The sequence below is a fragment of the Pseudomonas paraeruginosa genome, from assembly GCF_003025345.2.
Lineage (GTDB): Bacteria > Pseudomonadota > Gammaproteobacteria > Pseudomonadales > Pseudomonadaceae > Pseudomonas > Pseudomonas paraeruginosa.
Genome location: NZ_CP020560.1, coordinates 811,761 through 835,857, shown reverse-complemented (window position 1 = coordinate 835,857; position 24,097 = coordinate 811,761). Strand labels below are relative to the sequence as shown.

The window sequence follows — 24,097 nt, the reverse complement described above, 5'->3', positions numbered from 1 at the left end:
GACCATGCTCGATCCCCGCCTGATCCAGGACGCCGCCAACCGCCTCGACGCCGCCGAGCGCTCGCGCCAGCAGGTAAGGCAGTTCTCCCTCGACTACCCGGACATCGCCATCGAGGACGCCTACGCCATCCAGCGCGCCTGGGTCGAGCGCAAGATCGCCGACGGGCGCGTGCTCAAGGGCCACAAGATCGGCCTGACCTCGCGCGCCATGCAGGTCTCGTCGAATATCAGCGAACCGGACTATGGCGCCCTGCTCGACGACATGTTCTTCGAGGAGGGCAGCGATATCCCCTTCCAGCGCTTCATCGTGCCGCGGGTCGAGGTGGAGCTGGCGTTCATCCTCGGCAAGCCGCTGAAGGGGCCGGGCTGCACCCTGTTCGACGTGCTCGAGGCCACCGAGTGGGTGATCCCGGCGCTGGAGATCATCGATGCGCGCATCCAGCAGGTCGATCCGCAGACGAAAGTCACGCGCAAGGTCTTCGACACCATCTCCGACAACGCCGCCAACGCCGGCGTGGTGATGGGCGGCCGCGCCGTGCGGCCGGGCGAGATCGACCTGCGGCGGGTGCCGGCGATCCTCTACCGCAACGGCGTGATCGAAGAGTCCGGGGTCTCCGCCGCGGTGCTCAACCACCCGGCCAAGGGCGTCGCCTGGCTGGCCAACAAGCTGGCGCCCCACGGCGTCTGCCTGGAGGCCGGCCAGGTGATCCTCGGCGGCTCCTTCACCCGTCCGGTGGCGGCCGCGCCGGGGGACACCTTCCACGTCGACTACGACTTGCTCGGCAGCATCTCCTGCCGTTTCGTCTGAGGAGGCATTTCCATGGACCTGCCCGTCAATCGCTTCAAGCAACGCCTGCGCGGCGGCGAGGCGCAGATCGGACTGTGGCTCGGCCTGGCCGATCCCTACTGCGCGGAACTGGCCGCCAACGCCGGCTTCGACTGGCTGCTGCTGGACGGCGAGCACGCGCCCAACGACCTGCGCAGCCTGCTCGGCCAGTTGCAGGCGCTGGCCCCCTACCCCGGCCAGCCGGTGATCCGCCCGGTGCAGGGCGACACCGCGCTGATCAAGCAACTGCTCGACATCGGCGTGCAGACCCTGCTGGTGCCGATGGTGGACAGCGCCGCCCAGGCCGAAGGGCTGGTGCGCGCCGTGCGCTATCCGCCAGCGGGCGTGCGCGGGGTCGGCAGCGCGCTGGCCCGGGCCTCGCGCTGGAACAGCGTGGCGGAGTACCTCGACCACGCCGACGAGCAGATGTGCCTGCTGGTCCAGGTGGAAAACCTGGAGGGCCTGGCCAACCTCGACGCGATCGCCGCCGTCGATGGCGTCGACGGCGTGTTCATCGGTCCGGCCGACCTCAGCGCAGCCATGGGTCATCGCGGCAATCCCGGCCACCCCGAGGTGCAGGCGGCGATCGAGGACGCCATCCGCCGCATCCGCGCGGCCGGCAAGGCCGCCGGCATCCTCTCCGCCGACGAGGCGCTGGCGCGGCGCTACCTGGAGCTGGGCTGCGCGTTCGTCGCGGTGGGCGTGGACACCAGCCTGCTGATGCGTTCGCTGCGCGAACTGGCCGGGCGTTTCAAGGGCGGCGCGCCGGCGCCGTCCGCCGCTTCCTCGGTCTACGGCTGAAGGCCGCGCCCTATCCCCTCTCCCGCTTGCGGGAGAGGGGACGACCGAGATTGCGGCCAGGCAGCGGCCCAGTCCGCAAAGCCTGTGCTTAGCGCCGGCGGAACAACGGTCGCGGCTCGATCGCCGAGCGGCCATAGAGCACGCTCAGCCCGGCCAGCCCCTTGAGCGCGTCCTCGACGTTCTTGTCCTCGCGCACCGCGAAGGCATCGAAGCCACACTGGCGCATGTGGCTGAGCTGGTCGCGCAACACGTCGCCCACCGCGCGCAATTCGCCGCTCCAGCCCAGGCGCACGCGCAGCAGGTAGGCCAGGCTGTAGCCACGGCCATCGCGGAAGCTGGGAAAGTCGACGGCGATCAGCGGCAGCTCGGCGAAGTACGGCAACAGCACCTCCACCTCGTCGTCCGGCGCCAGCCAGGGCGCCACGGATCCGCCCTCGCCACGGCGCTCCAGCCACGCCGCCAGCGGCAACAGCAGCGGCCCCGGCGGCAGCGCATCGGGCACCTCGCGCAGGAGTTGCCAGGGATCCTCGCGGCAGACCTCGGCGACGCCATCGCGCAAACGGATCAGGTTGTTCATGCCGGTTCCTCCGTCCTGGCGTAGACCCGGGCCTTGAACGGCTCCAGGCCGACCCGGTTGAAGGTGTCGATGAAGCGCTCCGGGCCGACCCGCAGGTCGATGAAGGTCTCGACGATCCGCTCGATCACCGCCGGCACCTCGGCGGCGCTGAACGACGGGCCGATCACCTTGCCCAGCGCGCTGTCCTTGCCCTGGGCGCCGCCGAGGGTGACCTGGTACCACTCGCTGCCGTTCTTGTCGACGCCGAGGATGCCGATGTTGCCGATATGGTGGTGGCCGCAGGCGTTCATGCAGCCGGAGATGTTCAGGCTCAGCTCGCCGATGTCGTGCAGGTGGTCGAGGTCCTCGAAGCGCTGCTGGATGCCCTGGGCGATGGGGATCGACTTGGCGTTGGCCAGCGCGCAGTAGTCGCCGCCGGGGCAGGCGATGATGTCGCTGAGCAGACCCTGGTTCGGCGTGCCCAGGCCCGCGGCGCAGGCTTCGAGCCAGAGCGCGTGGAGGTGCTCCAGGCGCACGTCGGGCAGCACCAGGTTCTGTTCGTGGGCCACGCGGATCTCGCCGAAGCCGTAGCGCTCGGCCCAGTCGGCGACCCGCTCCATCTGTTCCGCGGTGACGTCGCCGGGCGGCGCGCTGGCGCCGGGTTTGGTCGACAGCACCACCGAGGCATAGCCCGGCACCTTGTTCGCCTGGACGTTGCGCGAGGCCCAGCGGGCGAACGCCGGATCGGCCGCGCGGGCGCTGCCGTAGGCCAGCTCGCCGCCGGCCGGGGCCAGGTAGCGCGGCAATACGAAACGCTCGGCGACCCGCTGGCACTCCTCGGCGGTCAGTTGCGCCGGGCCGTCGCGCAGGTGCTGCCACTCTTCCTCCACCTCGCGGGCGAAGGCCTCGATGCCCAGCGCCTTGACCAGGATCTTGATCCGCGCCTTGTACTTGTTGTCGCGCCGGCCGTGGCGGTTGTAGACCCGCAGGATCGCCTCGACGTAGGACAGCAGGTGCTGCCAGGGCAGGTCGTCGCGGATCACCTGGCCGAGCATCGGCGTGCGTCCCAGGCCGCCGCCGACCAGCACCCTCAGGCGCAGCTCGCCGTCCTCGGCGTGGCGGTAGAGGTACAGGCCGATGTCGTGCATCTGCACCGCGGCGCGGTCCTCCACCGCCGAGCTGAGGGCGATCTTGAACTTGCGCGGCAGGAACAGGAACTCCGGGTTCACCGTCGACCACTGGCGCAGGATCTCGGCCAGCGGCCGCGGGTCGGTCCACTCGTCCGCGGCGACCCCGGCGAAGGCTTCGGTGGTGATGTTGCGCACGCAGTTGCCGGAGGTCTGGATCGCGTGCATCTGCGCGCCGGCGAGATGTTCGAGGATGTCGCCGACCTGCTCCAGTTCGATCCAGTTGAACTGGATGTTCTGCCGCGTGGTGAAGTGGCCGTAGCCGCGATCGTACCGCCGGGCGACATGCGCCAGGGCGCGCAACTGCGGCGCCGACAGGGTGCCGTAGGGAATCGCCACGCGCAGCATGTAGGCATGCTTCTGCAGGTAAAGGCCGTTCTGCAGGCGCAGCGGGAGGAACTCCTCCTCGCTCAGTTCGCCGCCAAGGCGGCGGGCGATCTGGTCGCGGAACTGCGCCACCCGCTCGCTCACCAGCGCCTGGTCGTATTCGTCGTACTGGTACATCGCAAAGCCCTCATCGACAGGGTTTCTCCACCGAGGACGGGCAGGGTGCGGGCGAAGAAACCGGGGACCGGCTGCGCCCCTGTTTCTGGCGACAGGATGGGCCGGTGTTCACTGGCGTCCACTATCGCCTGCGTACAGACAGCGAAACAGCGGCAGATTCCGCCGAAAAAAACACATCAGATGGCCGACGGCGGCGAATTCGCGCCGCCTGCGACCGGTTGCCACGGGGCGCATATCTGTACTGCCCGAAGTCGCCCGGCAACCCGCGGCAACGCTGGGCCGGCGCTTTGCGGAGGCATCTGATACGGTTTTTCCCGCTCGATCTGCCGCTGTTTCGCCCATCAGCCGGTTCCTATAGTCGCAACCGCCTCTCCAGCCTGATGGGCCTACGAAAAATGAGCGAAAGAATTCCCGCGATCCAGGTCGAGCCCGCCGCACCGGCCGCTCCGTCGAAACAGCCGCCCGCGCCCGGCAAACTGCCGTCGGCGGTGAACGGCCCGATCTACACCCGCAGCTTCACCGGTCTGTTCCGCAATTTCCGCCGGCTCGGCGGCGGCCTGCTGTTCCTGCTGTTCTTCGGCACCCTGTGGTTGAACTGGAACGGCCGCCAGGCGGTGCTCTGGGACCTGCCCGAGCGCAAGTTCTACATCTTCGGCGCGACCTTCTGGCCGCAGGACTTCATCCTGCTCTCGGCGCTGCTGATCATCGCCGCCTTCGGCCTGTTCTTCATCACCGTGTTCGCCGGCCGCGTCTGGTGCGGCTACACCTGCCCGCAGAGCGTATGGACCTGGGTGTTCATGTGGTGCGAGAAGGTCACCGAGGGCGACCGCAACGCGCGGATCAAGCTCGACCAGGGCCCGGCGAGCGCCGCCAAGCTCCTGCGCAAGACCGCCAAGCACGCGCTGTGGCTGGGGGTCAGCCTGGTCACCGCGATCACCTTCATCGGCTACTTCACCCCGGTACGGCCGCTGGTGGCCGACCTGTTCAGCTTCCAGCTGGACCTGGAAAGCCTGTTCTGGGTGCTGTTCTTCACCGCCGCCACCTATGTCAACGCCGGCTGGCTGCGCGAGCAGGTGTGCATCCACATGTGCCCCTACTCGCGCTTCCAGAGCGTGATGTTCGACAAGGACACCCTGATCGTTTCCTACGACGCCGCCCGCGGCGAATCGCGCGGCGCCCGCAAGAAAGGCAGCGATCCGCGCGCCCAGGGGCTCGGCGACTGCATCGACTGCCAGCAATGCGTGCAGGTCTGCCCGACCGGCATCGACATCCGCGACGGCCTGCAGATCGCCTGCATCGGCTGCGCCGCCTGCGTCGACGCCTGCGACTCGATCATGGACAAGATGGGCTACGAACGCGGCCTGGTGCGCTACACCTCGGAACGCGCCCTGGAAGGTGGCAGGACCCGCTTCCTGCGTCCGCGCCTGGTCGGCTACGCGGCGGTGATGCTGGCGATGATCGGCGCCTTCGTCGTCGCCCTGGATGCCCGCCCGCTGGCCTCGCTGGACGTGACCCGCGACCGTGGGCTGTTCCGCGAGAACGCCGCCGGGCAGATCGAGAACATCTACACCCTCAAGGTCATCAACAAGACCCAGCAGCCACAGCGCTACCGCCTGCAACTCGACGACGCGCCGGAGTTCCGCCTGCAGGGCGAGCACATCCTGAGCCTGAAGCCCGGCGAGATCCTCGACTTCCCGGTGTCGGTGGCCTCCACCGCCGAACGCGCCAGGGCCGGCTCGCAACCGCTGGCGTTCAGCCTGCGCGGCATCGACGACCCGGGGCTGGCGGTCGGCAGCACCAGCACCTTCGTTTCGCCGGCGCGCTGAGGAGGCCGCGATGAGGCATGACAACACGGTCTCGGCGCGCATAGAGTGGGCGCCAGCGGCCGTGCCCACGGCCAGCCAGGACAGCGGCCAGGACAAGATGAAGCGCTACGAGAAATTCGCCGACGAGATTGCCGAGCTGATCCGTACCGGCGTCCTCGCCCCCGGGCAGAAGGTGCCTTCGGTGCGGCACGCCAGCCGCACCTATGGGGTCAGCGCGTCCACCGTGTTCCAGGCCTACTACCTGCTGGAAAGCCGCGGGCTGATCATGGCCCGCGCGCGCTCCGGCTACTTCGTCTGCCAGCACGTGCAACGGCCGCTGCCGGAACCGGAGATCAGCCCGCGCCAGGCCGACGCCACCGAGGTCGACGTCAGCGAGCTGGTGTTCTCCGTGCTCAGCTCGATCAAGGACCCGGACACCGTGCCCTTCGGTTCGGCCTTCCCCAGCCCGCAGCTGTTCCCCCTGCCGCGCCTGGCGCGCTCCATGGCCCACGCGGTGCGCGACATGGACCCGCAGTCGGTGGTCGCCGACATGACCCCCGGCAACCACGGCCTGCGCCGGCAGATCGCGCTGCGCTACATGGTCGGCGGCCTGCTGCTGCCGGTGGAAGAGCTGGTGATCAGCAATGGCGCGCTGGAGGCGCTCAACCTCTGCCTGCAGGTGGTCACCCGTCCCGGCGACCTGGTGGCCATCGAGGCGCCGGCGTTCTATGCCACCCTGCAGGTGCTGGAACGGCTGAAGCTGAAGGCGGTGGAGATCCCCGTGCACCCGCGCGAGGGCATCGACCTGGAAGTGCTCGCCGACAGTCTGCAGCGCCTGCCGATCAAAGCCTGCTGGTTCATGAGCAACTTCCAGAACCCGATGGGCGCGAGCATGGACGACGAGAAGAAACGCGCCCTCGCCGAACTGCTGGCGCGCCACCAGGTGCCGATGATCGAGGACGACGTCTACGCCGAGCTGTACTTCGGCCAGCAGGCGCCGAAGCCGGTCAAGGCCTACGACCAGGAAGGCCTGGTGATGCACTGCAGCTCCTTCTCCAAGAGCCTGGCGCCGGGCTACCGGGTCGGCTGGGTGGCCGGCGGGCGCTATGCCGAGCAGATCGAGCGGCTGAAGCTGATGACCAGCCTGTCGGCGTCGATCCCGGCCCAGGCGGCCATCGCCGACTATCTCCAGCACGGCGGCTACGATCGCCACCTGCGCAAGCTGCGCTACGCCCTGGAAACCCAGCAGAACGCCATGCTCGCGGCGGTGGCGCGCTACTTCCCCGAGCAGACCCGGGTCAGCCGCCCGAGCGGCGGCTATTTCCTCTGGCTGGAACTGCCCGAGGCGGTCGATTCGCTGCGCCTGTTCCAACTGGCCCTGGCCCAGGGCATCAGCCTCGCCCCAGGGCCGATCTTCTCCGCCACCCGCCGTTTCGCCCACTGTGCCCGGCTCAACTACGGGCATCCGTGGAGCGCGCGGCAGGAGAAGGCGATGGAAACCCTCGGGCGGATCGCCCAGTCGCTGGCGGGATGACGCCCCGCAGACGGAAAGCCACCCCGGTGTAGGGCGGATAACCGCACGCGGTTATCCGCCCTGATCGGCTCGCGTCCCCCCATCCCGGTATGCGCCGCCGCCCTGCGCGAACGCATTCTCCTGCCGCATCTGATACCCAAATTCCATATCGACCTGAAGCTGTTTTACCCCCGCCCCAGCCCTTAGATTGCAGGCTCCGGCCGGCGCCCCGTCTCCCCCCTCGACGGCGGTCGCCGGCTGTTCCTTTCTTTCGGGACTGTACAGATGAACAAAGCAACGACGGAACCTGCCTACAACTACAAGGTGGTTCGCCAGTTCGCCATCATGACCGTGGTATGGGGCGTGATCGGCATGGGGTTGGGCGTACTCATCGCCTCGCAGCTGGTCTGGCCCCAGATGAACTTCGACCTGCCCTGGACCAGCTTCGGCCGCCTGCGGCCGCTGCACACCAACCTGGTGATCTTCGCCTTCGGTGGCTGCGCGCTGTTCGCCACCAGCTACTACACGGTGCAGCGCACCTGCCAGGTACGACTGTTCTCCGATACCCTGGCGGCCTTCACCTTCTGGGGCTGGCAGGCGGTGGCGGTGATCCTGCTGATCAGCCTGCCGCTGGGCAACACCACCACCAAGGAATACGCCGAGATCGAGTTCACCGGCGCGGTCTGGCTGGCGATCGTCTGGGTCGCCTACGCGGTGGTGTTCTTCGGCACCCTGCTCAAGCGCAAGGTCAGGCACATCTATGTCGGCAACTGGTTCTTCGGCTCGTTCATCCTGACCACCGCGATGCTGCACATCGTCAACCACATGTCGCTGCCGGTGAGCTGGTTCAAGTCCTACTCGATGTACTCCGGCGCCACCGACGCCATGGTCCAGTGGTGGTACGGGCACAACGCGGTGGGCTTCTTCCTGACCACCGGCTTCCTCGGCATGATGTACTACTTCGTGCCCAAGCAGGCCGGGCGCCCGGTCTACTCCTACCGGCTGTCCATCGTCCACTTCTGGGCGCTGATCACCCTGTACATCTGGGCCGGCCCGCACCACCTGCACTACACCGCGCTGCCGGACTGGGCGCAGTCGCTGGGCATGGTGATGTCGCTGATCCTCCTGGCGCCGAGCTGGGGCGGCATGATCAACGGCATGATGACCCTCTCCGGCGCCTGGCATAAGCTGCGCGACGACCCGATCCTGCGCTTCCTGGTGGTCTCCCTGGCGTTCTACGGCATGTCCACCTTCGAAGGCCCGATGATGGCGATCAAGACCGTCAACGCCCTTTCCCACTACACCGACTGGACCATCGGCCACGTCCATGCCGGCGCCCTCGGCTGGGTGGCGATGATCACCATCGGCTCGCTCTACCACCTGATTCCCAAGGTCTACGGGGTGGAGAAGATGCACAGCGTCGGCCTGATCAACGCGCACTTCTGGCTGGCCACCATCGGCACCGTGCTGTACATCGCCTCGCTGTGGGTCAACGGCATCACCCAGGGCCTGATGTGGCGCGCGGTCAACGAGGACGGCACGCTGACCTACTCGTTCGTCGAGTCCCTGGTGGCCAGCCACCCGGGCTTCATCGTGCGCCTGGTCGGCGGCGGGTTCTTCCTCACCGGCATGCTGCTGATGAGCTACAACACCTGGCGCACGGTGCGCCAGGCGCGCCCGGAAGGAGTCCTCGCGGCGGCCCGCATGGCCTGAATCGCGACGGCGCGTCCCTTCCCTCCCCGGACCTCGCCCGCCACGCTGCGGGCAAGGTTCGTCAACCGACGAGGAGAATCATCATGGAATTCAGTTGGAGCGAGCTCCTGCCGGAGCTGCTGGCGGTCGCCGTGCTGTTCTTCGGCGTGCACTGGAGCCTGCGCCACGCCAAGACCCTGGACCAGGCGAGCATGCTGCCGTTCGCCGACGACGAGGAAGTGGCCCGCCGGGTCGAGCGGGAAACCGGCAGGAGCCGCACCGGCTGCGGCTGCCCCGGTCGCTGCCAGGGCGATTGCCGGCACTGGGACAAGGACTGGCCGGCATGACGCCTGCCAGTCGCCTCAGGGCTTGATCTTCTTCAGTTCGTTGAGCAGATCGAGTAGCTGCGCGAGCTTGTCCTCGCCGAACCGCTCCTGGATGCGCTGGTAGTTCTTCTCCATGTCACCGCTCATCGAGACGAAGCACTGCTGGCCCTTCTCGGTCAGGTTCACGTAGACCCGCCGCTGGTCCTTGGGCGCCTTCCAGCGCCGCACGATGCCGTCGCGCTCCAGGCGCGCCAGCACGCCGGTCATGCTCGGGCGCAGGATGCAGGCCTGGTTGGCCAACTGATAGCTCTCCATCTCGCCTTGCTGGCGCAGGATGCGGATCACCCGCCACTGCTGCTCGGTAAGGCCATGCTGGTTGAGGGAGGGGCGGAAGAAACTCATCGCGGCTTCGCGAGCCTGCAACAGGGTCAGGGTCAGGGAGGGTCTTGGCGTCGACATAGGGTCCGAGCTTGGATGGCTGGTTTCGAAAGTGCAGAAGAGTAGCGGAAAAAACACAGACTGCATGCGGGCATGCAGCAGGAAATCAACGGCCTCCGTGCAATAGCGCAAGGCCCAGCGCCAGCAGGCTGCCGATGCCGCAGATGGCCATCACCAGCGCCATCGGCAGCACGCCCGGCAACGCCAGCCAGCCGACCGCCAGGCTGGCCAGGCAGCCGAGGCCGAACTGGCCGGACACCGCCACCGCCGACGCCGCCCCGGCCTGCCCGGGATACAACGCCAGCAGGCTGGCGATGCAGTTGGCCCCGAGCAGGCCGGTGACGCTGACGAAGCACAGCAGTCCCGGCACCAGCGCCCACAATCCGCCCGGCTCGCCGAGCGCGGCATGGGCCAGCAGGAACAGGCCGGAGACGCACGCCAGCAGGCTGCCGGTCAGCAGCAGCGGTCGCGGGCCGAGGCGACGCACCAGGCGCGCGCTGCTCCAGGTGGCGAGCATCACGCCGAGGATGTTCAGGCCGAAGAACCAGCCGAAGCGCTCCGCCGGCACGCCGAAGTGCTCGATGAACACGAAGGGCGCGGCGCTGATGTAGGCGAACATTCCGGCGAACGCCAGGCCCATGCACAGCACGTAGCCCAGCGCGCGACGGTCGCCGAGCAGCCGCCCGTAGGCGAGGAAGGCCTGGGCAAGGCTGCCGCCGCGGCGCTCCGGCGGATGGCTTTCGGCGACCCGCCAGACCGCCAGCAGGCAGAGCCCGGCGAACAGCGCGAGGGCCACGAACAGCGCGCGCCAGCCGGCCCAGAGCATCAGGTAGCCGCCGAGCAGCGGCGCGGCCAACGGCGCCAGCATGGTCACCAGATGCATCAGCGCCAGCATCCGCGCGGCCTCGTCCAGCGGATAGAGGTCGCGCACCATGGCTCGCGCCAGTACCGAGGCGGCACCTCCGCCGAGAGCCTGGAGCACCCGCAGCGACAGCAGTTGCCCGGCGCTGCCGGCCAGGGCGCAGGCCAGGCTGCTGGCCAGGTACAGGGCGATCCCGGCGAGCAGCACCGGGCGCCGGCCGAAACGGTCGGACAACGGCCCGTAGAACAGCATGCCGACGCAGAAGCCGACCAGGAAACCGCTGATGCTCCGCTGCACCTGCGCATCGCTGGCGCCGAGGTCGGCGGCGATCGCCGGCAGGCTCGGCAGGTACATGTCGATCGACAAGGGGCCGAACGCCACCAGCGCCGACAACAGCGGCAACAGGTGGCGTCCGGCGCCCCCGGGATGGTTCTTCGCTGCACTCGCCGGCATGCCCTCGCTCCTTTCTTCTTCGCTGTCCCGGCCCATGGCCGTTGCCTCCAGGCAATACCCGCGCGCGCAGGGATTCAATGCCGGCGCCCGGGAAATCCCGGTGGCGCGACGTCGTTCGCCTTCGACCGCGCCGGCGGCACAACGTTAACAGGTTAACGAAACCACGAAAACCATGCTGGCCACGATCCGCGCGCCCTGGCGGCGGCAAGAGACGGCGCCCCTTGCATGCCGGCAGCGGAAGCCCACGAGGAAACGCTTTTTTCCAACCTCGTCCCGACCACCGCTTCCGGGCAGGATCGCCAGCACTTCATTAACAAGTTAACAATATGATAGAACTCGCCGTGCAATCGGCGTCACCCAGACCTACAAGAACAACAACCAAGGGAAGAATCGATGATCACGGCAAGCCCCCGGCCGCACGCCTGGCGCGGCTACGCGCTCGGCCTCGGCCTCCTGCCCCTCGCCGCGCAGGCGGAATTCCTCGCGGACAGCAGCGCCCACCTCGACCTGCGCAACTTCTACCAGTTGCGCGACTACCGCCAGCACGCCGCGCCCCAGGCGCAGGCCGGCAACTGGTCGCAGGGCTTCGTCCTGCGCCTGCAATCGGGCTTCAGCGAGGGACCGCTGGGCGTCGGCCTGGACGCCACCGGGCTGCTCGGCGTCAAGCTCGACTCGGGACGCGGACGCAGCAACGACGGCACGCTGCCGTTCGGACCGAACTCGAAGCAACCGGTGGACGATTACAGCCACCTCGGCCTGACCGCCAAGCTGCGCCACTCGAAGACCCTGCTGCAGGTCGGCATCCTCATGCCGCAACTGCCGGTGGTGTTCCGCGACGACATGCGCCTGCTGCCGCAGACCTTCGACGGCGCGCTGCTGACCTCCAGCGAGTTCGACGGCCTGACCCTCAGCGCCGGCCAGTTGTGGAAATCGCGCACCCGCGAATCGGCCGGCAGCGACGACATGTACATCATGGGCCGCGACAAGGCCCACGCCAGCGACGAGTTCAACCTCGCCGGGGCGACCTATGCCCTCACCCCGCGGCTCAGCGCCAGCTACTACTACGGTCAGCTGAAGGACATCTACCAGCAGCATTACCTCGGCCTGCTGCACAGCCTGCCGCTGGGCGAAGGCCTCTCGCTGCGCAGCGACCTGCGCTTCTTCGACAGCGACGCGGACGGCGCGGCGATCTCCGGGCCGGTGGACAACCGCAATCTCAACGGCATGTTCACCCTGCGCGCCGGCGCCCATGCCTTCGGCGTCGGCTTGCAGAAGATGATCGGCAACGACGCCTTCCCGGTGCTCAACGGCTACACCCCACCCTACGTGGCCAACCTGATGACCTACCAGACCTTCACCCGGCCGCAGGAGAAATCCTGGCAGCTGCGCTACGACTACGACTTCGCCGGCCTCGGCCTGCCCGGCCTGAACTTCATGACCCGCTATGTGCAGGGCCGTGACATCGAGCGCGGCGCCGGCCGCGCCGACGACAGCGAGTGGGAGCGCAACAGCGACCTGTCCTATGTGATCCAGAGCGGGCCGCTGAAGAGCGTCGCGCTGAAATGGCGCAACGTCACCTACCGCAGTCGCTACGGCACGGACCTGGACGAGAACCGCCTGATCGTCAACTACACCCTGAAGCTCTGGTGAAACGCGGCCCGCCCGGGGCCGCGAGTTCCTCAGTCATCGAGGCGCAACTGCAGGTGCTGCTTCTTGCCCAGGCTCAGGCGCCGGCCATCCACCTCACCCGTCAGCGGCGCGTCCGGGTCGGCGACCGGCATGCCGTCCAGGCGCAGGCCGCCGCCGGCGGCGAGACGACGGACCGCGCCACGGGAGGCTTGCAGGGCGTTGTCCACCAGCAGCTCGGTCAGCGACAGGCCCTGCGCCAGGCGCTCGCGGGAGATCCTGACGAGCGGCAGCCCGGCGTCCCGCGCGCCATCGGCGAACACTCCGCGTGCGGCATCGGCCGCGGCCCGCGCGGCGTCCGCGCCGTGGGCCAGGGCGGTGGCGGCATTGGCCAGGACCACCTTCGCTTCGTTCAGCTCGGCGCCCTGCAAGGCGCCCAGGCGGCGCACCTCGTCCATCGGCAATTCGCTGAACAGGGCGAGGAAGCGAGCGACATCGCGATCGTCGCAGTTGCGCCAGAACTGCCAGAAATCGAACGGCGCCAGCCGCTCGGCGTTGAGCCAGACCGCGCCCTGCGCCGACTTGCCCATCTTGCGTCCGTCACTGGTGGCCAGCAGCGGCATGGTCAGGCCGAACAGCTGGGCGCCGCCCTGGCGCCGCGACAGCTCCACGCCGTTGATGATGTTCGCCCACTGGTCGGCGCCGCCGAGCTGCAGGGTGCAGCCATGCCGGCGCGACAGTTCGACGAAGTCGTAGGCCTGCAGCAGGGTGTAGCCGAACTCGAGGAACGACAGCGAATGCTCGCGGTCCAGGCGCTGCCTGATGGCGTCGAAGGTGAGCAGGCGGTTGATCGAGAAATGCCGGCCGACCTGGTCGAGGAATTCCAGGTAGCCGACCCCGTCAAGCCACTCGGCGTTGTTCACCAGGCTGCCCTCGTCCAGCGCGACGTAGCGCGAGAAGACCCGGACGATGCCGTCGATGTTGGCCTGGATCTGCGCCTCGCCGAGGATCGGCCGGCTCGAATCGCGGAAGCTCGGATCGCCGATCCGGGTGGTGGCGCCGCCGATCAGCAGCAACGGGCGGTGCCCGGCCTGCTGTAGCCAGCGCATCAGCATCAGGCCCTGCAGGTGGCCGACGTGCAGGCTGTCGGCGGTGGCGTCGAAGCCCAGGTAGGCGGTCACCGGGCCGGCGGCCAGGTGCGCGGCCAGGCCTTCGCGGTCGGTGCACTGGTGGACGAAGCCACGCTCTTCGAGCAGGGCGATCAGGTCTTGCTGATGGGTCGGGGCGGACACGGATATCTCCTTTGGCACGGTGGGTGCCCGAGGAGACTGGTTGGGAGTGGGTTCACCGGACCGCCGCCTCGGGCGGTTCGGGAATGCAGCGACGCACCTACCGCCTCAATGAGGGAGCAGATAGGCGTAATAACGATCGAAGGAAAAGGCTGCGCGTTTCATGCGGGGCACTCTACCCGCCCGCGCCGTGCTGTCAAGCCGCAAAGGCGCTTCGCCGATTATCCCCCGCGGAGGTCGAAGCCAGGCAAAGAAGCTCGAAAAATATTCTCCACACGGTTTTCTGACGCCACTTCGCCAACTTCGAAAACCCAACTTTGAATAGGCCTCTAATTTGCTATTACTACGATGCGAAACCTATCAGCAAGGAACTTGAAATTTTCTGAAAAACCAAATCACGACATAAGCAAGCCATTGTCGCGACGCATCGTAAAAATACAGACCGAGTTGAACCGAACACCCGGAAAATCTAAAACAACCACCTGCGGATACCTTATCGGCAGCCTTCGAAAAAACATCTTCCACCCCAGCGACAAAATATCGGCGCCATTCCAATATCGAACTTTCATCCTATCAATCCCCCGCATTGACACCGTCACCAGCGTCTCAGTAATTTTTAATGACCAGCCGGCAAAGTGCCTCTCCAGAGCGGCTGGCAACCGATAGCCAACTCCCCTTCGCGCAAACTTTCGATTTACGCGAGATGGCCGGCTATCGCTCAAAACTTGATTGATGAAGGAATAGCGCCATGCAACTCGCCACGCTTCAGGAACTGAATCTCGATGAAATCGACCAGGTATCGGGCGCCGGACTCTTCAGCTTCGTCGGCGATGCCATCGTCGATGTGGTCAAGGTGTCCAACGACGTACTCAATACCTCGGTCATCTCTTCGGTCGGCAAGGTCTTCAATGCCGTCGGCCTGACGCCCATCCATCAACTGGCCGACACCCTCGGCTACGGCGTGTTCAAGGGCGTCGCCGCGATCGGCGGCCTGCTCGGCGGCGACACCAGCCGCATCGACTACCACTACGACACCGAGTGGACCTGATCCCGGGCCCCCGCCCGCTCCCTTTCGGGCGGGCTTTCCCCCAGCCAGCGGCCCGAGCGCCACAGCGACGGCCAAGGACCCGACGACGGGAAGGGGCGGATGAACGCCCCGTCAGGAGAACCTCCATGCACGACCCCATCCAGCAAACCACCCCCGCCTCGCCCGCTGCCGACGCCGCCGGCCTGTCGCGGCGCGACTTTCTCGGCAAGAGTGCCACGCTCGGCGCGGTCGGCCTGCTCGCCGGCTGGACGCCGGCCTTCGTCATCCAGCCGGCCGAAGCCGCCGCCAGCAGCTGCCCGGCGCCGGCGGGCTTCCCGGCCGGCCTCGAGCTGTATCGCAGGGCGTTCCGCAACTGGTCGGGCGAAATCGCCGCCGACGACCTCTGGAGCTGCGCCCCGCGCAACAACCAGGAAGTCCTCGCGGTGGTCAACTGGGCCTGGCAAAACGGTTTCAAGGTGCGCCCCCGCGGCATGGGCCACAACTGGTCCCCCCTGCTCCTGCAAGGCGGCGAGAACTGCGAGAGCCGCATCGTGCTGGTGGAAACCAGCCGCTACCTGACCCGCGTGCAGATCGACGCCCAGGGCGAGTTCGGCCTGTTCACCGCGCAGGCCGGAGTGACCATGGAGGCACTGCTGAAGCAGCTGGAGCGAGTCAGGCTCGGCTTCGTCGCCACCCCGGCGCCCGGCGACCTGACCCTCGGCGGGGTACTCGCCATCGACGGCCACGGCACCGGCATCCCGGCTCGGGGCGAGACGCGCCTGCCGGGACAGAGCTACGGCTCCCTGAGCAACAGCATCGTGGCGCTGACCGCGGTGGTCTGGGACGGCGCCGCCGGGCAATACGCACTGAAGACCTTCCGCCGCGACGATCCGGCCTGCGCGCCGTTCCTCACCCACCTCGGCCGCGCCTTCATCGTCGAGGCGACCCTGCAGGCCGGGGTCAACAAGCGCATGCGCTGCCAGAGCTACGTGAACATCCCCGCCCGCGAGATGTTCGCTCCCGCCGGCAGCGGCGGACGGACCTTCGACAGCTTCCTGCAGAAGAGCGGACGCGCCGAGGCCATCTGGTTCCCCTTCACCGACAAGCCGTGGCTGAAGGTCTGGACCCCGACCCCGCGCTGCCCGCTGGGCGCCCGCGCGGTGAACGGACCGTTCAACTACCCGTTCTCCGACAACATCCCCAAGGTCGTCTCCGACCTGCTCGCCTCGATCAACACCGGCCACCCGGAACTCACCCCGCTGCTCGGCAAGCTGCAGTACGACCTGGTGGTGAGCGGCATGGCGCTGACCCTGGGCTACGACCTGTGGGGCTGGAGCAAGGACCTGCTGCTGTACATCAAGCCCAGCACCCTGCGCGTCACCGCCAACGGCTACGCGGTGCTGACCCGGCGGCGCGACGTGCAGCGGGTGATCAACGACTTCTACCAGCAGTACCAGGCGATGGTCGACCGCTACCGCGCCAACGGCCACTACCCGATGAACGGGCCGGTGGAGATCCGCGTCACCGGGCTCGACCAGCCGGGCGAATCGATCGTCCCCGGCGCCCAGGCTCCCAGCCTGTCGGCGATCCGCCCGCGCCCGGACCAGCCGGAATGGGACACGGCGATCTGGCTGGACATCCTCAGCCTGCCCGGAACCCCGCAGGCCAACGCTTTCTACCATGAGTTCGAGACCTGGCTGTTCAGCCACTTCAGCGGCGACTACGCCTCGCTGCGGGTGGAATGGAGCAAGGGCTGGGGCTACAGCCCCGCGGCCGCCTGGGACGAACCGGCGGTGGTCGACCAGTTGGTCGCGCAGTCGCTGCGCCAGGGACTGGTCGCCGGCGACGACTGGGACAGCGCCGTGCGCCAGCTCAACGAAGCCGATCCGCATCGGCTGTTCAGTTCACCGTTGCTCGAACGGCTGATGCCCTGAGGAAGGTCGGAGGCATCTGAGCGGTTCGCCACCCCGGTAATTACCCAAGTGGCGAATCGAATCATTCATTCGGATAAACAGTTTCCTGTGCGACACCCGATAACCAACTTGATAAAGCGGAGTCCGGAAAATTCAGAGCCCTACTATTTCATGCCCGGCAAATTCCCAGCGATTATCCTCGCCGAATGCAGACAGCGTCTCATTCGCAAAGGAAAGTTACTATCAACCAGTGAGGTAATCATGGAACTCTTGAATGAAAGCGAGATGGAAAACGTAGCGGGCGGCGATGTGTGGGGAACGCCGGTCCCCTCCTTCCCCGGCGCCAAGGCGCGCGGGTTAGGCGAGATCGATCCTGGCTTCGACGGAACCCGCCTGGCCAGGGGCTTCTGGCCCTGGTGGAACTGCCGGCCGGTGATGCCGCCGGTATGTCCGCCTCCGCCGTGCCGTCCGCGGCCCTGCTGATTCAGTTTCAATATTGAAAGAGCAAGTTGAACACCGAACTTCCCGAACACCTCGAGTGCAATGCAACACGCACGAGAAGTTCTCCAGTTGCAACTTGTGAAACGGGCTGTTTCCTGAACTTTCAGGAAAGGTCGGGAACCGCTCCGAACAATAGTGACCGGTTCCGTCGCGGCTCCGGAATATCGGCACCCTCGCCAGCCGGTATCTCCGGAGCGGGCTCCTTCCGCGCCCTTCGAAGGCGCCATGAATCATCAGAGCGTGGCCTCCCGCACCCGCCTGCCGCCTTTCCAGCCAGAGGTACGTCCCCTCGATGAGCAGTCCCCCCTTGTTCCGCCAGGAAGCCCTGGACGCCCAGCACGCCGGCAGCCTCGGCCGGATCGTGCTGATCCGCCCGGTCTCCTTCACTTTTCTCACCCTGCTGGCCGCGGCGATGGCGCTACTGGTGGTCGGCTTCTTCCTGTTCGGCAGCTACACCAAGCGCAGCACCGTCAGCGGCCAGTTGGTTCCCGCCAGCGGCCAGGTCAAGGTGCACGCGCCACAAGCTGGCATCGTGCTGCGCAAGTTCGTCGAGGAAGGCCAGGCGGTACGGCGCGGCGAGCGCCTGATGGTGCTCTCCAGCGAACGCTACGGCAGCGACGCCGGACCGGTGCAGGCCGGCATCAGCCGCCAGCTGGAACAGCGCCGCGACTCCCTGCGCGACGAACTGGAAAAGCTTCGCCGCCTGCAAGACGACGAGCGCGCCAGCCTGGCCAGCAAGGTCGCCAGCCTGCAGCGCGAGCTGGCCACCCTCGCCGCCCAGACCGACAGCCAGCAGCGCTTGCTGGCACTGGCCAGCGACGCCGCCGCGCGCTACCAGGGGCTGATGGACAAGGGCTACATCTCCATGGACCAGTTGCAGCAGCGCCAGGCCGAGCTTCTCGGCCAGCGCCAGACCCTGCAGGGACTAGCCCGCGAGCGCACGTCGCTGGAACAGCAACTGACCGAGCGCCGCAACGAACTCGCCGGGCTTTCCGCGCGACAGGCCAACCAGCTCGCGGAAACCCGCCGCCAGCTCAGCGCGGTGCAGCAGGACCTGGCCGAAAGCGAAGCCAAGCGCACCCTGCTGGTCACCGCGCCGGAGAGCGGCATCGCCACCGCCGTGCTCGCCGAGGCCGGGCAGACCGTCGACAGCTCGCGTCCGCTGCTGAGCATCGTTCCCGCCGACACCCCGTTGCAGGCCGAACTCTATGCGCCGAGCAAGTCCATCGGCTTCATCCGGCCGGGCGACGCGGTGCTGATCCGCTACCAGGCCTATCCGTACCAGAAGTTCGGCCAGTACCACGGCAAGGTGCGGTCGATCTCCCGCGCCAGCGTCTCCTACGCCGAGCTTTCCAGCATGGTCGGCGGCGTACCGGGACTCGGCCAGGATGGCGAGCAACTGTACCGGCTGCGGGTAACCCTCGACGACCAGGCGGTGACCGCCTACGGCCAGCCGCGCCCGCTGCAGAGCGGCATGCTGCTCGAGGCCGACATCCTCCAGGACACCCGGCGCCTCTACGAGTGGGTGCTGGAACCGCTCTACAGCCTGACCGGCAAACTCTAGGAACGAGCCATGGCCTTTCTCGACACCCTCGCCCTGCGCCTGGGCCGGCGCCTGCCGCTGGTACTGCAGACCGAAGCCACCGAATGCGGCCTGGCCTGCCTGGCGATGATCGCCGGCTACCACGGCCACCACACCGGTCTGATGGAACTGCGCCGGCGCTTCTCGGTATCGCTCAAGGGCATCTCCCTCAAGCAGTTGATCCACACCGCCCACCGCCTCGGCCTGGGCAGCCGCGCGGTGAAGCTCGAGCTAGCCGACCTGGGCAAGCTCAAGCTGCCCTGCGTGCTGCACTGGAACTTCAATCACTTCGTCGTGCTCAAGGCCGTCGATGGCCGTGGCGTGGTGCTCCACGACCCCGCGCACGGCCTGCGCCGGCTGGGCCTGGATGAGGTGTCGCGGAGCTTCACCGGAGTGGCCCTGGAACTGTGGCCGGAGAGCGGCTTCGAGAAGCAGGAGGCGCCGCCGCGGATCAGGCTGCTGGGCATGCTCGGCAAGGTCACCGGGCTGTACCGCTCGCTGGCCCAGGTCCTGCTGCTGGCCGGCGCGCTGGAAGTGTTCTCGCTGGTCAGTCCGTTCTTCCTGCAATGGACCATCGACAACGTCATCGTCAGCGAGGACCGCGACCTGCTCAGTACCCTGGCCATCGGCTTCGGCCTGTTACTGCTGATGCAGCAGGCGGTCAGCGGGGTGCGCGCCTGGGTGATGATGCACATGAGCACCCTGCTCGGCGTGCAGTGGCAGGCCAACGTCTTCAGCCATCTGCTGCGCCTGCCCGCGCAGTACTTCGAGAAGCGCCACCTGGGCGACGTGGTGTCGCGCTTCGGCGCGGTGAACAGCATCCAGCAGACCCTCACCGCGGCCTTCCTCTCGGCGGTGCTGGACGGCCTGATGACCCTCGCCACCCTCGCCATGATGCTGCTCTACAGCCCGCCGCTGGCGGCCATCGCCATCGCCGCCATGAGCCTCTACGCCCTCGGCCGGTGGATCTGGTACCGCCCGCTGCGCAACGCCACCGAGGAGCAGATCGTCCACGCCGCACGCCAGCAGAGCCATTTCCTCGAGACGGTGCGCGGCATCCGTCCGCTGAAGCTGTTCCAGCGCCAGGACGAGCGCCGCTCGGTGTGGCTCGGCCTGCTGGTGGAACAGATCAACGCCGGCCTGCGCACGCAGAAGCTGCAACTGTTCTACCAGCAGCTCAACGGCCTGCTGTTCGGCGTGGAAAACCTGCTGGTGATCTGGCTCGGCGCGACCATGGTGATGGACGGCCAGTTCAGCGTCGGTATCCTGATGGCTTTCAACGCCTACAAGTCGCAGTTCGACGGCCGCGTCGGCAGCCTGATCGACAAGTTCTTCGAGCTGCGCATGCTCCAGTTGCAGGGCGAGCGCCTGGCCGACATCGTCCTCCAGGCCCCGGAGGCCAACCACGGCGACACCCTCCCGGACAACCTCCGCGAGCGCGAGGCGAGCATCGAGATCCAGGGCCTGCGCTACCGCTACTCGGACCAGGAGCCCTGGGTCCTCGACGGCCTCGACCTGCGCATCGCCGGCGGCGAGTCGGTGGCCATCGTCGGCCCCTCGGGCTGCGGCAAGAGCACCCTGTTCAACGTCCTGCTGGGCATCCTCCCGCCGGTGGAGGGACAGATCCGCATGGCCGGCCTGGAGCTTTCCCAGCTGGGCCTGGACGGCCTGCGCGAACTGGTCGGCACGGTGCTGCAGGACGACGTGCTGTTCGCCGGCTCGCTCAGCGACAACATCAGTTTCTTCGACCCGCAGCCGGACCTGCCCTGGCTGCTGCAGTGCGCGCAGATGGCCGCGATCCACGACGACATCCAGGCCATGCCGATGGGCTACAACACCCTGGTCGGCGACATGGGCACGGTGCTCTCCGGCGGCCAGAAGCAGCGGGTGATGCTGGCCCGGGCGCTGTACAAGAAGCCGCGCATCCTGTTCCTCGACGAAGCCACCAGCCACCTCGACGTGCATTGCGAACAGCGGGTCAACGCCGCCATCCGCGCGCTGCGCATCACCCGCATCATGGTCGCCCACCGTCCCGAGACCATCGCCTCGGCGGATCGCGTGGTGGTCCTCGGCCAGGGCAAGGTGACGCTCGACGAAAGCACCGCGCGCCTGGCCGAACGCCAGGCCGCCGCGGCGCGGGAGCAGGCCTGATGCGTGGCGCGCTCGCCGGCCTGTTGTGCGGGCTGCTCGGCCTGGTTCCCGGCGCCGCGGCCTACGAACCGGACGTGTTCGGCACCGCCGGCCAGGTCGCCGGCCAGGCGGTCTACGACCTCGGCGGCAGCGGCCTGCCGTGTCGTGGCGGGCCACCGCCGGCCGAGCTGAGCCTGGAGGAAGCCATCGAGCGGATTCTCTGCCACGACCCGCAGACCCGCCTCGCCTGGGCCAACGCCAAGGCCCAGGCGGCCCAGGTCGGGCTCGGCAAGGCCGCGTACCTGCCACGCCTGGACGGCCGCCTCGACGCCAGCCGTAGCGACAGCGACCTGGACTACCGCGAAGCACCCTACCCGTCCACCGACAGCCATCGCCGCCAACGGAGCGCCAGCCTCGGGCTGAGCTGGGTACTGTTCGATTTCGGCCGCCGCAGCGCCGCCCTGCGCAACGCCCAGCAGTTGCTGCTGGCGGCCAACGCCAGCCAGGACGCGACCCTGCAGAACACCTTCGCCCTCGCCGCTCAGGCCTACTACGACGCCCTCGCCGCCCAGCGCAGCCTGGCCGCCTCGCGACAGGTGGCGGAACTGGCGGCGCAGAACCTGGAGGCCGCCGACGCCAAGTACAAGGCCGGCGCCGCCGCCCTCTCCGACCGCCTGCAGGCGCAGACCGCGCTGTCCCAGGCGAGCCTCGCCCAGGTCCGCGACGAGGGCGCCCTGAGCAACGCCCTGGGCGTCATCGCCCTGCGCATGGGCCTGGCGCCGGACACCCCGCTGCATCTCTCCGGCGAACTGGAAGCGCAGCCCGACACCGGCTTCGTCAAGGCCATCGACGCGATGCTCGCCGAGGCCCGCCGCGAGCATCCGGCCATGCTCGCCGCCCAGGCGCGGCTGAAGGCCGCCGCCGCCTCGGTGGAGGAAAGCCGCGCCGCCGGCCGGCCGAGCCTGGCGCTGAGCGCCAACCTGGCACGCAGCTACACCGACCAGTCGCTGGCGGCCGGGGGCGATACCCGCGGGCGCGACCGCAGCATCGGCCTGCAACTGAACATCCCGTTGTTCGAAGGCTTCGAACGTACCTACCAGGTCCGCAACGCCCTGGCCCGGCGCGAAGCCAGCGAAGCGGAGCTGGCCGACACCGAGCAGCAGGTTTCGCTGGAGGTGTGGAACAACTACCAGTCGCTCAGCGTCGAGAGCCGCAGCCTGGCGCGCACCCGCGAACTGGTCGAACAATCGCGGCAAAGCCTGGAGGTGGTGCAAGGCCGCTACCGCTCAGGGGTCGGCAGCATGATCGAACTGCTCAATGCCCTGACCGCCTACGCCAGCGCCGAGGACCAGCACATCCGCGCCCTCGGCAACTGGCAGACTTCGCGCCTGCGGCTGGCGGCGAGCCTGGGTCGCCTGGGCTTCTGGAGCCTGCGCTGAAACGCCCGGAGTTCGCCGCCGCCCGCTATCTCTCGCGCTTGTCCGGCTGGCCGCCTTCGCGCAGGATGCACCCAGCCACCGCGACGAGAGCCCGCATGATCGACGATATCCGCTACCTGATCGTATTCGCCCGCATCGCCGAGAGCGGTTCCATTTCCGCCGGCGCCGAGGCGCTCGGCCTGAGCGCGGCGACCGCCAGCCTGCATCTATCCAGGCTGGAAAGGAACCTCGGCTGCGCGCTGCTCTACCGCAACAGCCGCAAGCTGTCCCTGACCCAGGATGGCAGCCGCCTGCTGGAAACCGCGCGATCCATGCTGGAACTCTACGAAAAGGGCTTTATCGAGTTCCGCCAGCGCGCCGTCTCGACCCGCAACAGCCTGCGCATCTCGATACCCGCGGTGTTCATCAATGGCGACTTCACCCGTCACCTGGCGAGCTTCATCGAGGAACATCCGGACCTCGATCTCAGCGTCGCCTGCGACGACAGCCGCCACGACATCATCGCCGACGGCATCGACATCGCCTTCCGCATCGGCGACCTGCCGGACAGCTCGCTGAAGGCCCGCCACCTGTTCCTGCTGCCGCGCCAGGTGGTGGCGAGCCCGGCGTTCCTCGCCCGCCAGGCGCCGCCGGAACATCCGCGCGACCTCGAACGCCTGGAATGGATCGGCCTCGACATGCGCCCCGACAGCCGCGTGTTCGAGCACGCCGCCAGCGGCGAGCAAGCGCAGGTCCGCTACACCCCGCGGATACGCGTCGACAGTGTCGAGGCCTCCTGTCGCCTGGCGCGCCTCGGCGTCGGCCTGGCCGCGCCGCCGACCTACCTGGGCGACGAACCGATACGCCGCGGCGAGTTGCGCGCGGTGCTGCCGGAATGGCGCCTGGCGCCGTTGAAGGTGTATGCGGTGTGGCCGCCGAACGTTCCCGCCAGCGGCATCGCCTACCGCCTCATCAAGCACCTGCACGACGCGTTCAACCCGGGCTAGCGGCGAACTGCAGGTAAAGCATGTAGCCGGCGGTGAACACCAGCGTCGCGCCCATCGCCCGGTTGAACAGGCGCACCCGCCGGGGGCTGTCGAGCAGCAGCGCCACGCGGTCGCCGAGCAGCGCCCAGGCGGCTAGCGAGAGGTAGCAGACCACCAGGTAGATGGCCATGAAGACCAGCAGCGGCGCGTGCGTGCCCGGGCTGGCGAACATTGCCACGCCGGAAGCGCAGGCGATCCAGGCCTTGGGATTGAGCCATTGCAGGAACACGCCCTGGAAGAACCCGGGGACCCCGTTTTCCTCGAGGGCCAGGCGTGGATCCGCGGTGGCGATGCGGTAGCCGACATAGGCGATGAACGCCGCTCCGGCAACGCCCAGATAGTCGAAGAAGCGCGGGTAGGCCGCGATCAGGCGGACGAACCAGAAGCCGACGAACGCCAGCAGCAGGACGAAGCCGAGGGTGGCCCCGGAAACGAACGGCAGGGTCCGGCGAAAGCCATGGTTGGCGCCGGAGGCGACGATGGTCAGGCTCACCGGGCCGGGAGAGATGGACATGCCCAGGGAGAACGCGCCCATGGCGAGCAGCAGGGCTAGCGGCATGGGTCGAACTCCCCGGTCGGGTTGCGGGCTGGCTGGTGCGGGG

19 protein-coding genes are annotated in these 24,097 nt (G+C 67.9%); 13 read left to right on the top strand and 6 right to left on the bottom strand.

The window, feature by feature from the left end; all coding sequences use genetic code 11:
• Positions 1–4: 4 nt before the first annotated feature.
• Both hpaH and hpaI read left to right on the top strand, forming a co-directional pair.
• Positions 5–808, top strand: coding sequence for a 2-oxo-hept-4-ene-1,7-dioate hydratase (hpaH, locus tag B7D75_RS04055; protein ID WP_003157584.1), 804 nt, complete (start codon positions 5–7; stop codon positions 806–808).
• Positions 809–820: 12 nt separating this feature from the next.
• Positions 821–1,627 (top strand): 4-hydroxy-2-oxoheptanedioate aldolase, encoded by an 807-nt coding sequence (hpaI, locus tag B7D75_RS04050; RefSeq protein WP_053813374.1) that lies wholly within the window; start codon positions 821–823, stop codon positions 1,625–1,627.
• Positions 1,628–1,715: 88 nt separating this feature from the next.
• On the opposite strand, the gene B7D75_RS04045 is transcribed toward hpaI, so the two are convergent.
• On the bottom strand, positions 1,716–2,204 hold the full coding sequence (locus tag B7D75_RS04045) for a DUF934 domain-containing protein (RefSeq protein WP_107113760.1): 489 nt from the start codon (positions 2,202–2,204) through the stop codon (positions 1,716–1,718).
• A complete protein-coding gene (locus B7D75_RS04040) occupies positions 2,201–3,874 on the bottom strand; it encodes a nitrite/sulfite reductase (protein WP_107113759.1) in 1,674 nt (557 codons plus the stop codon). The genes B7D75_RS04045 and B7D75_RS04040 overlap by 4 nt, the downstream gene beginning before the upstream one ends.
• 104 nt (positions 3,875–3,978) lie before the next feature.
• Between B7D75_RS04040 and ccoG the strand changes: the two genes are divergently transcribed.
• From ccoG to B7D75_RS04020, 4 genes are all read left to right on the top strand, one after another.
• The gene (gene ccoG / locus B7D75_RS04035) at positions 3,979–5,700 is read left to right on the top strand and encodes a cytochrome c oxidase accessory protein CcoG (RefSeq protein ID WP_079741047.1); all 1,722 of its coding nucleotides are present in this window, start codon (positions 3,979–3,981) and stop codon (positions 5,698–5,700) included.
• A gap of 97 nt (positions 5,701–5,797) precedes the next feature.
• Positions 5,798–7,213, top strand: a complete 1,416-nt coding sequence (mapR, locus tag B7D75_RS04030; protein ID WP_033998400.1) for a GntR family transcriptional regulator MpaR — start codon at positions 5,798–5,800, stop codon at positions 7,211–7,213.
• A gap of 264 nt (positions 7,214–7,477) precedes the next feature.
• Positions 7,478–8,905 carry a cytochrome-c oxidase, cbb3-type subunit I gene (gene ccoN, locus B7D75_RS04025; RefSeq protein WP_012074307.1) on the top strand — a complete coding sequence of 476 codons (1,428 nt, stop codon included), beginning with the start codon at positions 7,478–7,480 and terminating at the stop codon, positions 8,903–8,905.
• Between the two features lie 83 nt (positions 8,906–8,988).
• Positions 8,989–9,231: a hypothetical protein gene (locus B7D75_RS04020; protein WP_012074306.1), complete on the top strand. Its 243-nt coding sequence runs from the start codon at positions 8,989–8,991 to the stop codon at positions 9,229–9,231.
• Between the two features lie 15 nt (positions 9,232–9,246).
• Here B7D75_RS04020 and hpaR read toward each other — a convergent pair whose 3' ends face one another.
• Positions 9,247–9,669, bottom strand: a complete 423-nt coding sequence (gene hpaR / locus B7D75_RS04015) for a homoprotocatechuate degradation operon regulator HpaR (RefSeq protein ID WP_012074305.1) — start codon at positions 9,667–9,669, stop codon at positions 9,247–9,249.
• An 85-nt stretch (positions 9,670–9,754) separates the two neighbouring features.
• Positions 9,755–10,963 (bottom strand): Bcr/CflA family multidrug efflux MFS transporter, encoded by a 1,209-nt coding sequence (locus B7D75_RS04010; protein ID WP_107113758.1) that lies wholly within the window; start codon positions 10,961–10,963, stop codon positions 9,755–9,757.
• A 393-nt stretch (positions 10,964–11,356) separates the two neighbouring features.
• Between B7D75_RS04010 and B7D75_RS04005 the strand changes: the two genes are divergently transcribed.
• Complete coding sequence (locus B7D75_RS04005) at positions 11,357–12,613, top strand: OprD family porin (protein ID WP_012074302.1); 1,257 nt, start codon at positions 11,357–11,359, stop codon at positions 12,611–12,613.
• Between the two features lie 29 nt (positions 12,614–12,642).
• Here B7D75_RS04005 and tyrS read toward each other — a convergent pair whose 3' ends face one another.
• Positions 12,643–13,881 (bottom strand): tyrosine--tRNA ligase, encoded by a 1,239-nt coding sequence (gene tyrS / locus B7D75_RS04000; RefSeq protein WP_107113757.1) that lies wholly within the window; start codon positions 13,879–13,881, stop codon positions 12,643–12,645.
• A 745-nt stretch (positions 13,882–14,626) separates the two neighbouring features.
• Between tyrS and B7D75_RS03995 the strand changes: the two genes are divergently transcribed.
• The 6 genes from B7D75_RS03995 (at position 14,627) to B7D75_RS03970 (ending at position 23,456) form a co-directional block, all read left to right on the top strand.
• On the top strand, positions 14,627–14,926 hold the full coding sequence (locus tag B7D75_RS03995) for a hypothetical protein (protein ID WP_003157161.1): 300 nt from the start codon (positions 14,627–14,629) through the stop codon (positions 14,924–14,926).
• A 125-nt stretch (positions 14,927–15,051) separates the two neighbouring features.
• Positions 15,052–16,839: a cholesterol oxidase substrate-binding domain-containing protein gene (locus B7D75_RS03990; RefSeq protein ID WP_012074298.1), complete on the top strand. Its 1,788-nt coding sequence runs from the start codon at positions 15,052–15,054 to the stop codon at positions 16,837–16,839.
• Positions 16,840–17,626: 787 nt separating this feature from the next.
• Positions 17,627–18,883, top strand: a complete 1,257-nt coding sequence (locus tag B7D75_RS03985; protein WP_079741046.1) for an HlyD family secretion protein — start codon at positions 17,627–17,629, stop codon at positions 18,881–18,883.
• A 9-nt stretch (positions 18,884–18,892) separates the two neighbouring features.
• The gene (locus B7D75_RS03980) at positions 18,893–21,052 is read left to right on the top strand and encodes a peptidase domain-containing ABC transporter (RefSeq protein ID WP_034081631.1); all 2,160 of its coding nucleotides are present in this window, start codon (positions 18,893–18,895) and stop codon (positions 21,050–21,052) included.
• Positions 21,052–22,470 (top strand): TolC family protein, encoded by a 1,419-nt coding sequence (locus B7D75_RS03975; protein WP_107113756.1) that lies wholly within the window; start codon positions 21,052–21,054, stop codon positions 22,468–22,470. The genes B7D75_RS03980 and B7D75_RS03975 overlap by 1 nt, the downstream gene beginning before the upstream one ends.
• A 95-nt stretch (positions 22,471–22,565) precedes the next feature.
• Entirely contained in the window at positions 22,566–23,456 is an 891-nt protein-coding gene (locus B7D75_RS03970; protein ID WP_058135543.1) for a LysR family transcriptional regulator, read from the top strand.
• Here the strand turns inward: B7D75_RS03970 and B7D75_RS03965 are convergent.
• Positions 23,443–24,054: a LysE family translocator gene (locus B7D75_RS03965; protein ID WP_107113755.1), complete on the bottom strand. Its 612-nt coding sequence runs from the start codon at positions 24,052–24,054 to the stop codon at positions 23,443–23,445. The genes B7D75_RS03970 and B7D75_RS03965 overlap by 14 nt on opposite strands.
• Positions 24,055–24,097 lie beyond the last annotated feature (43 nt).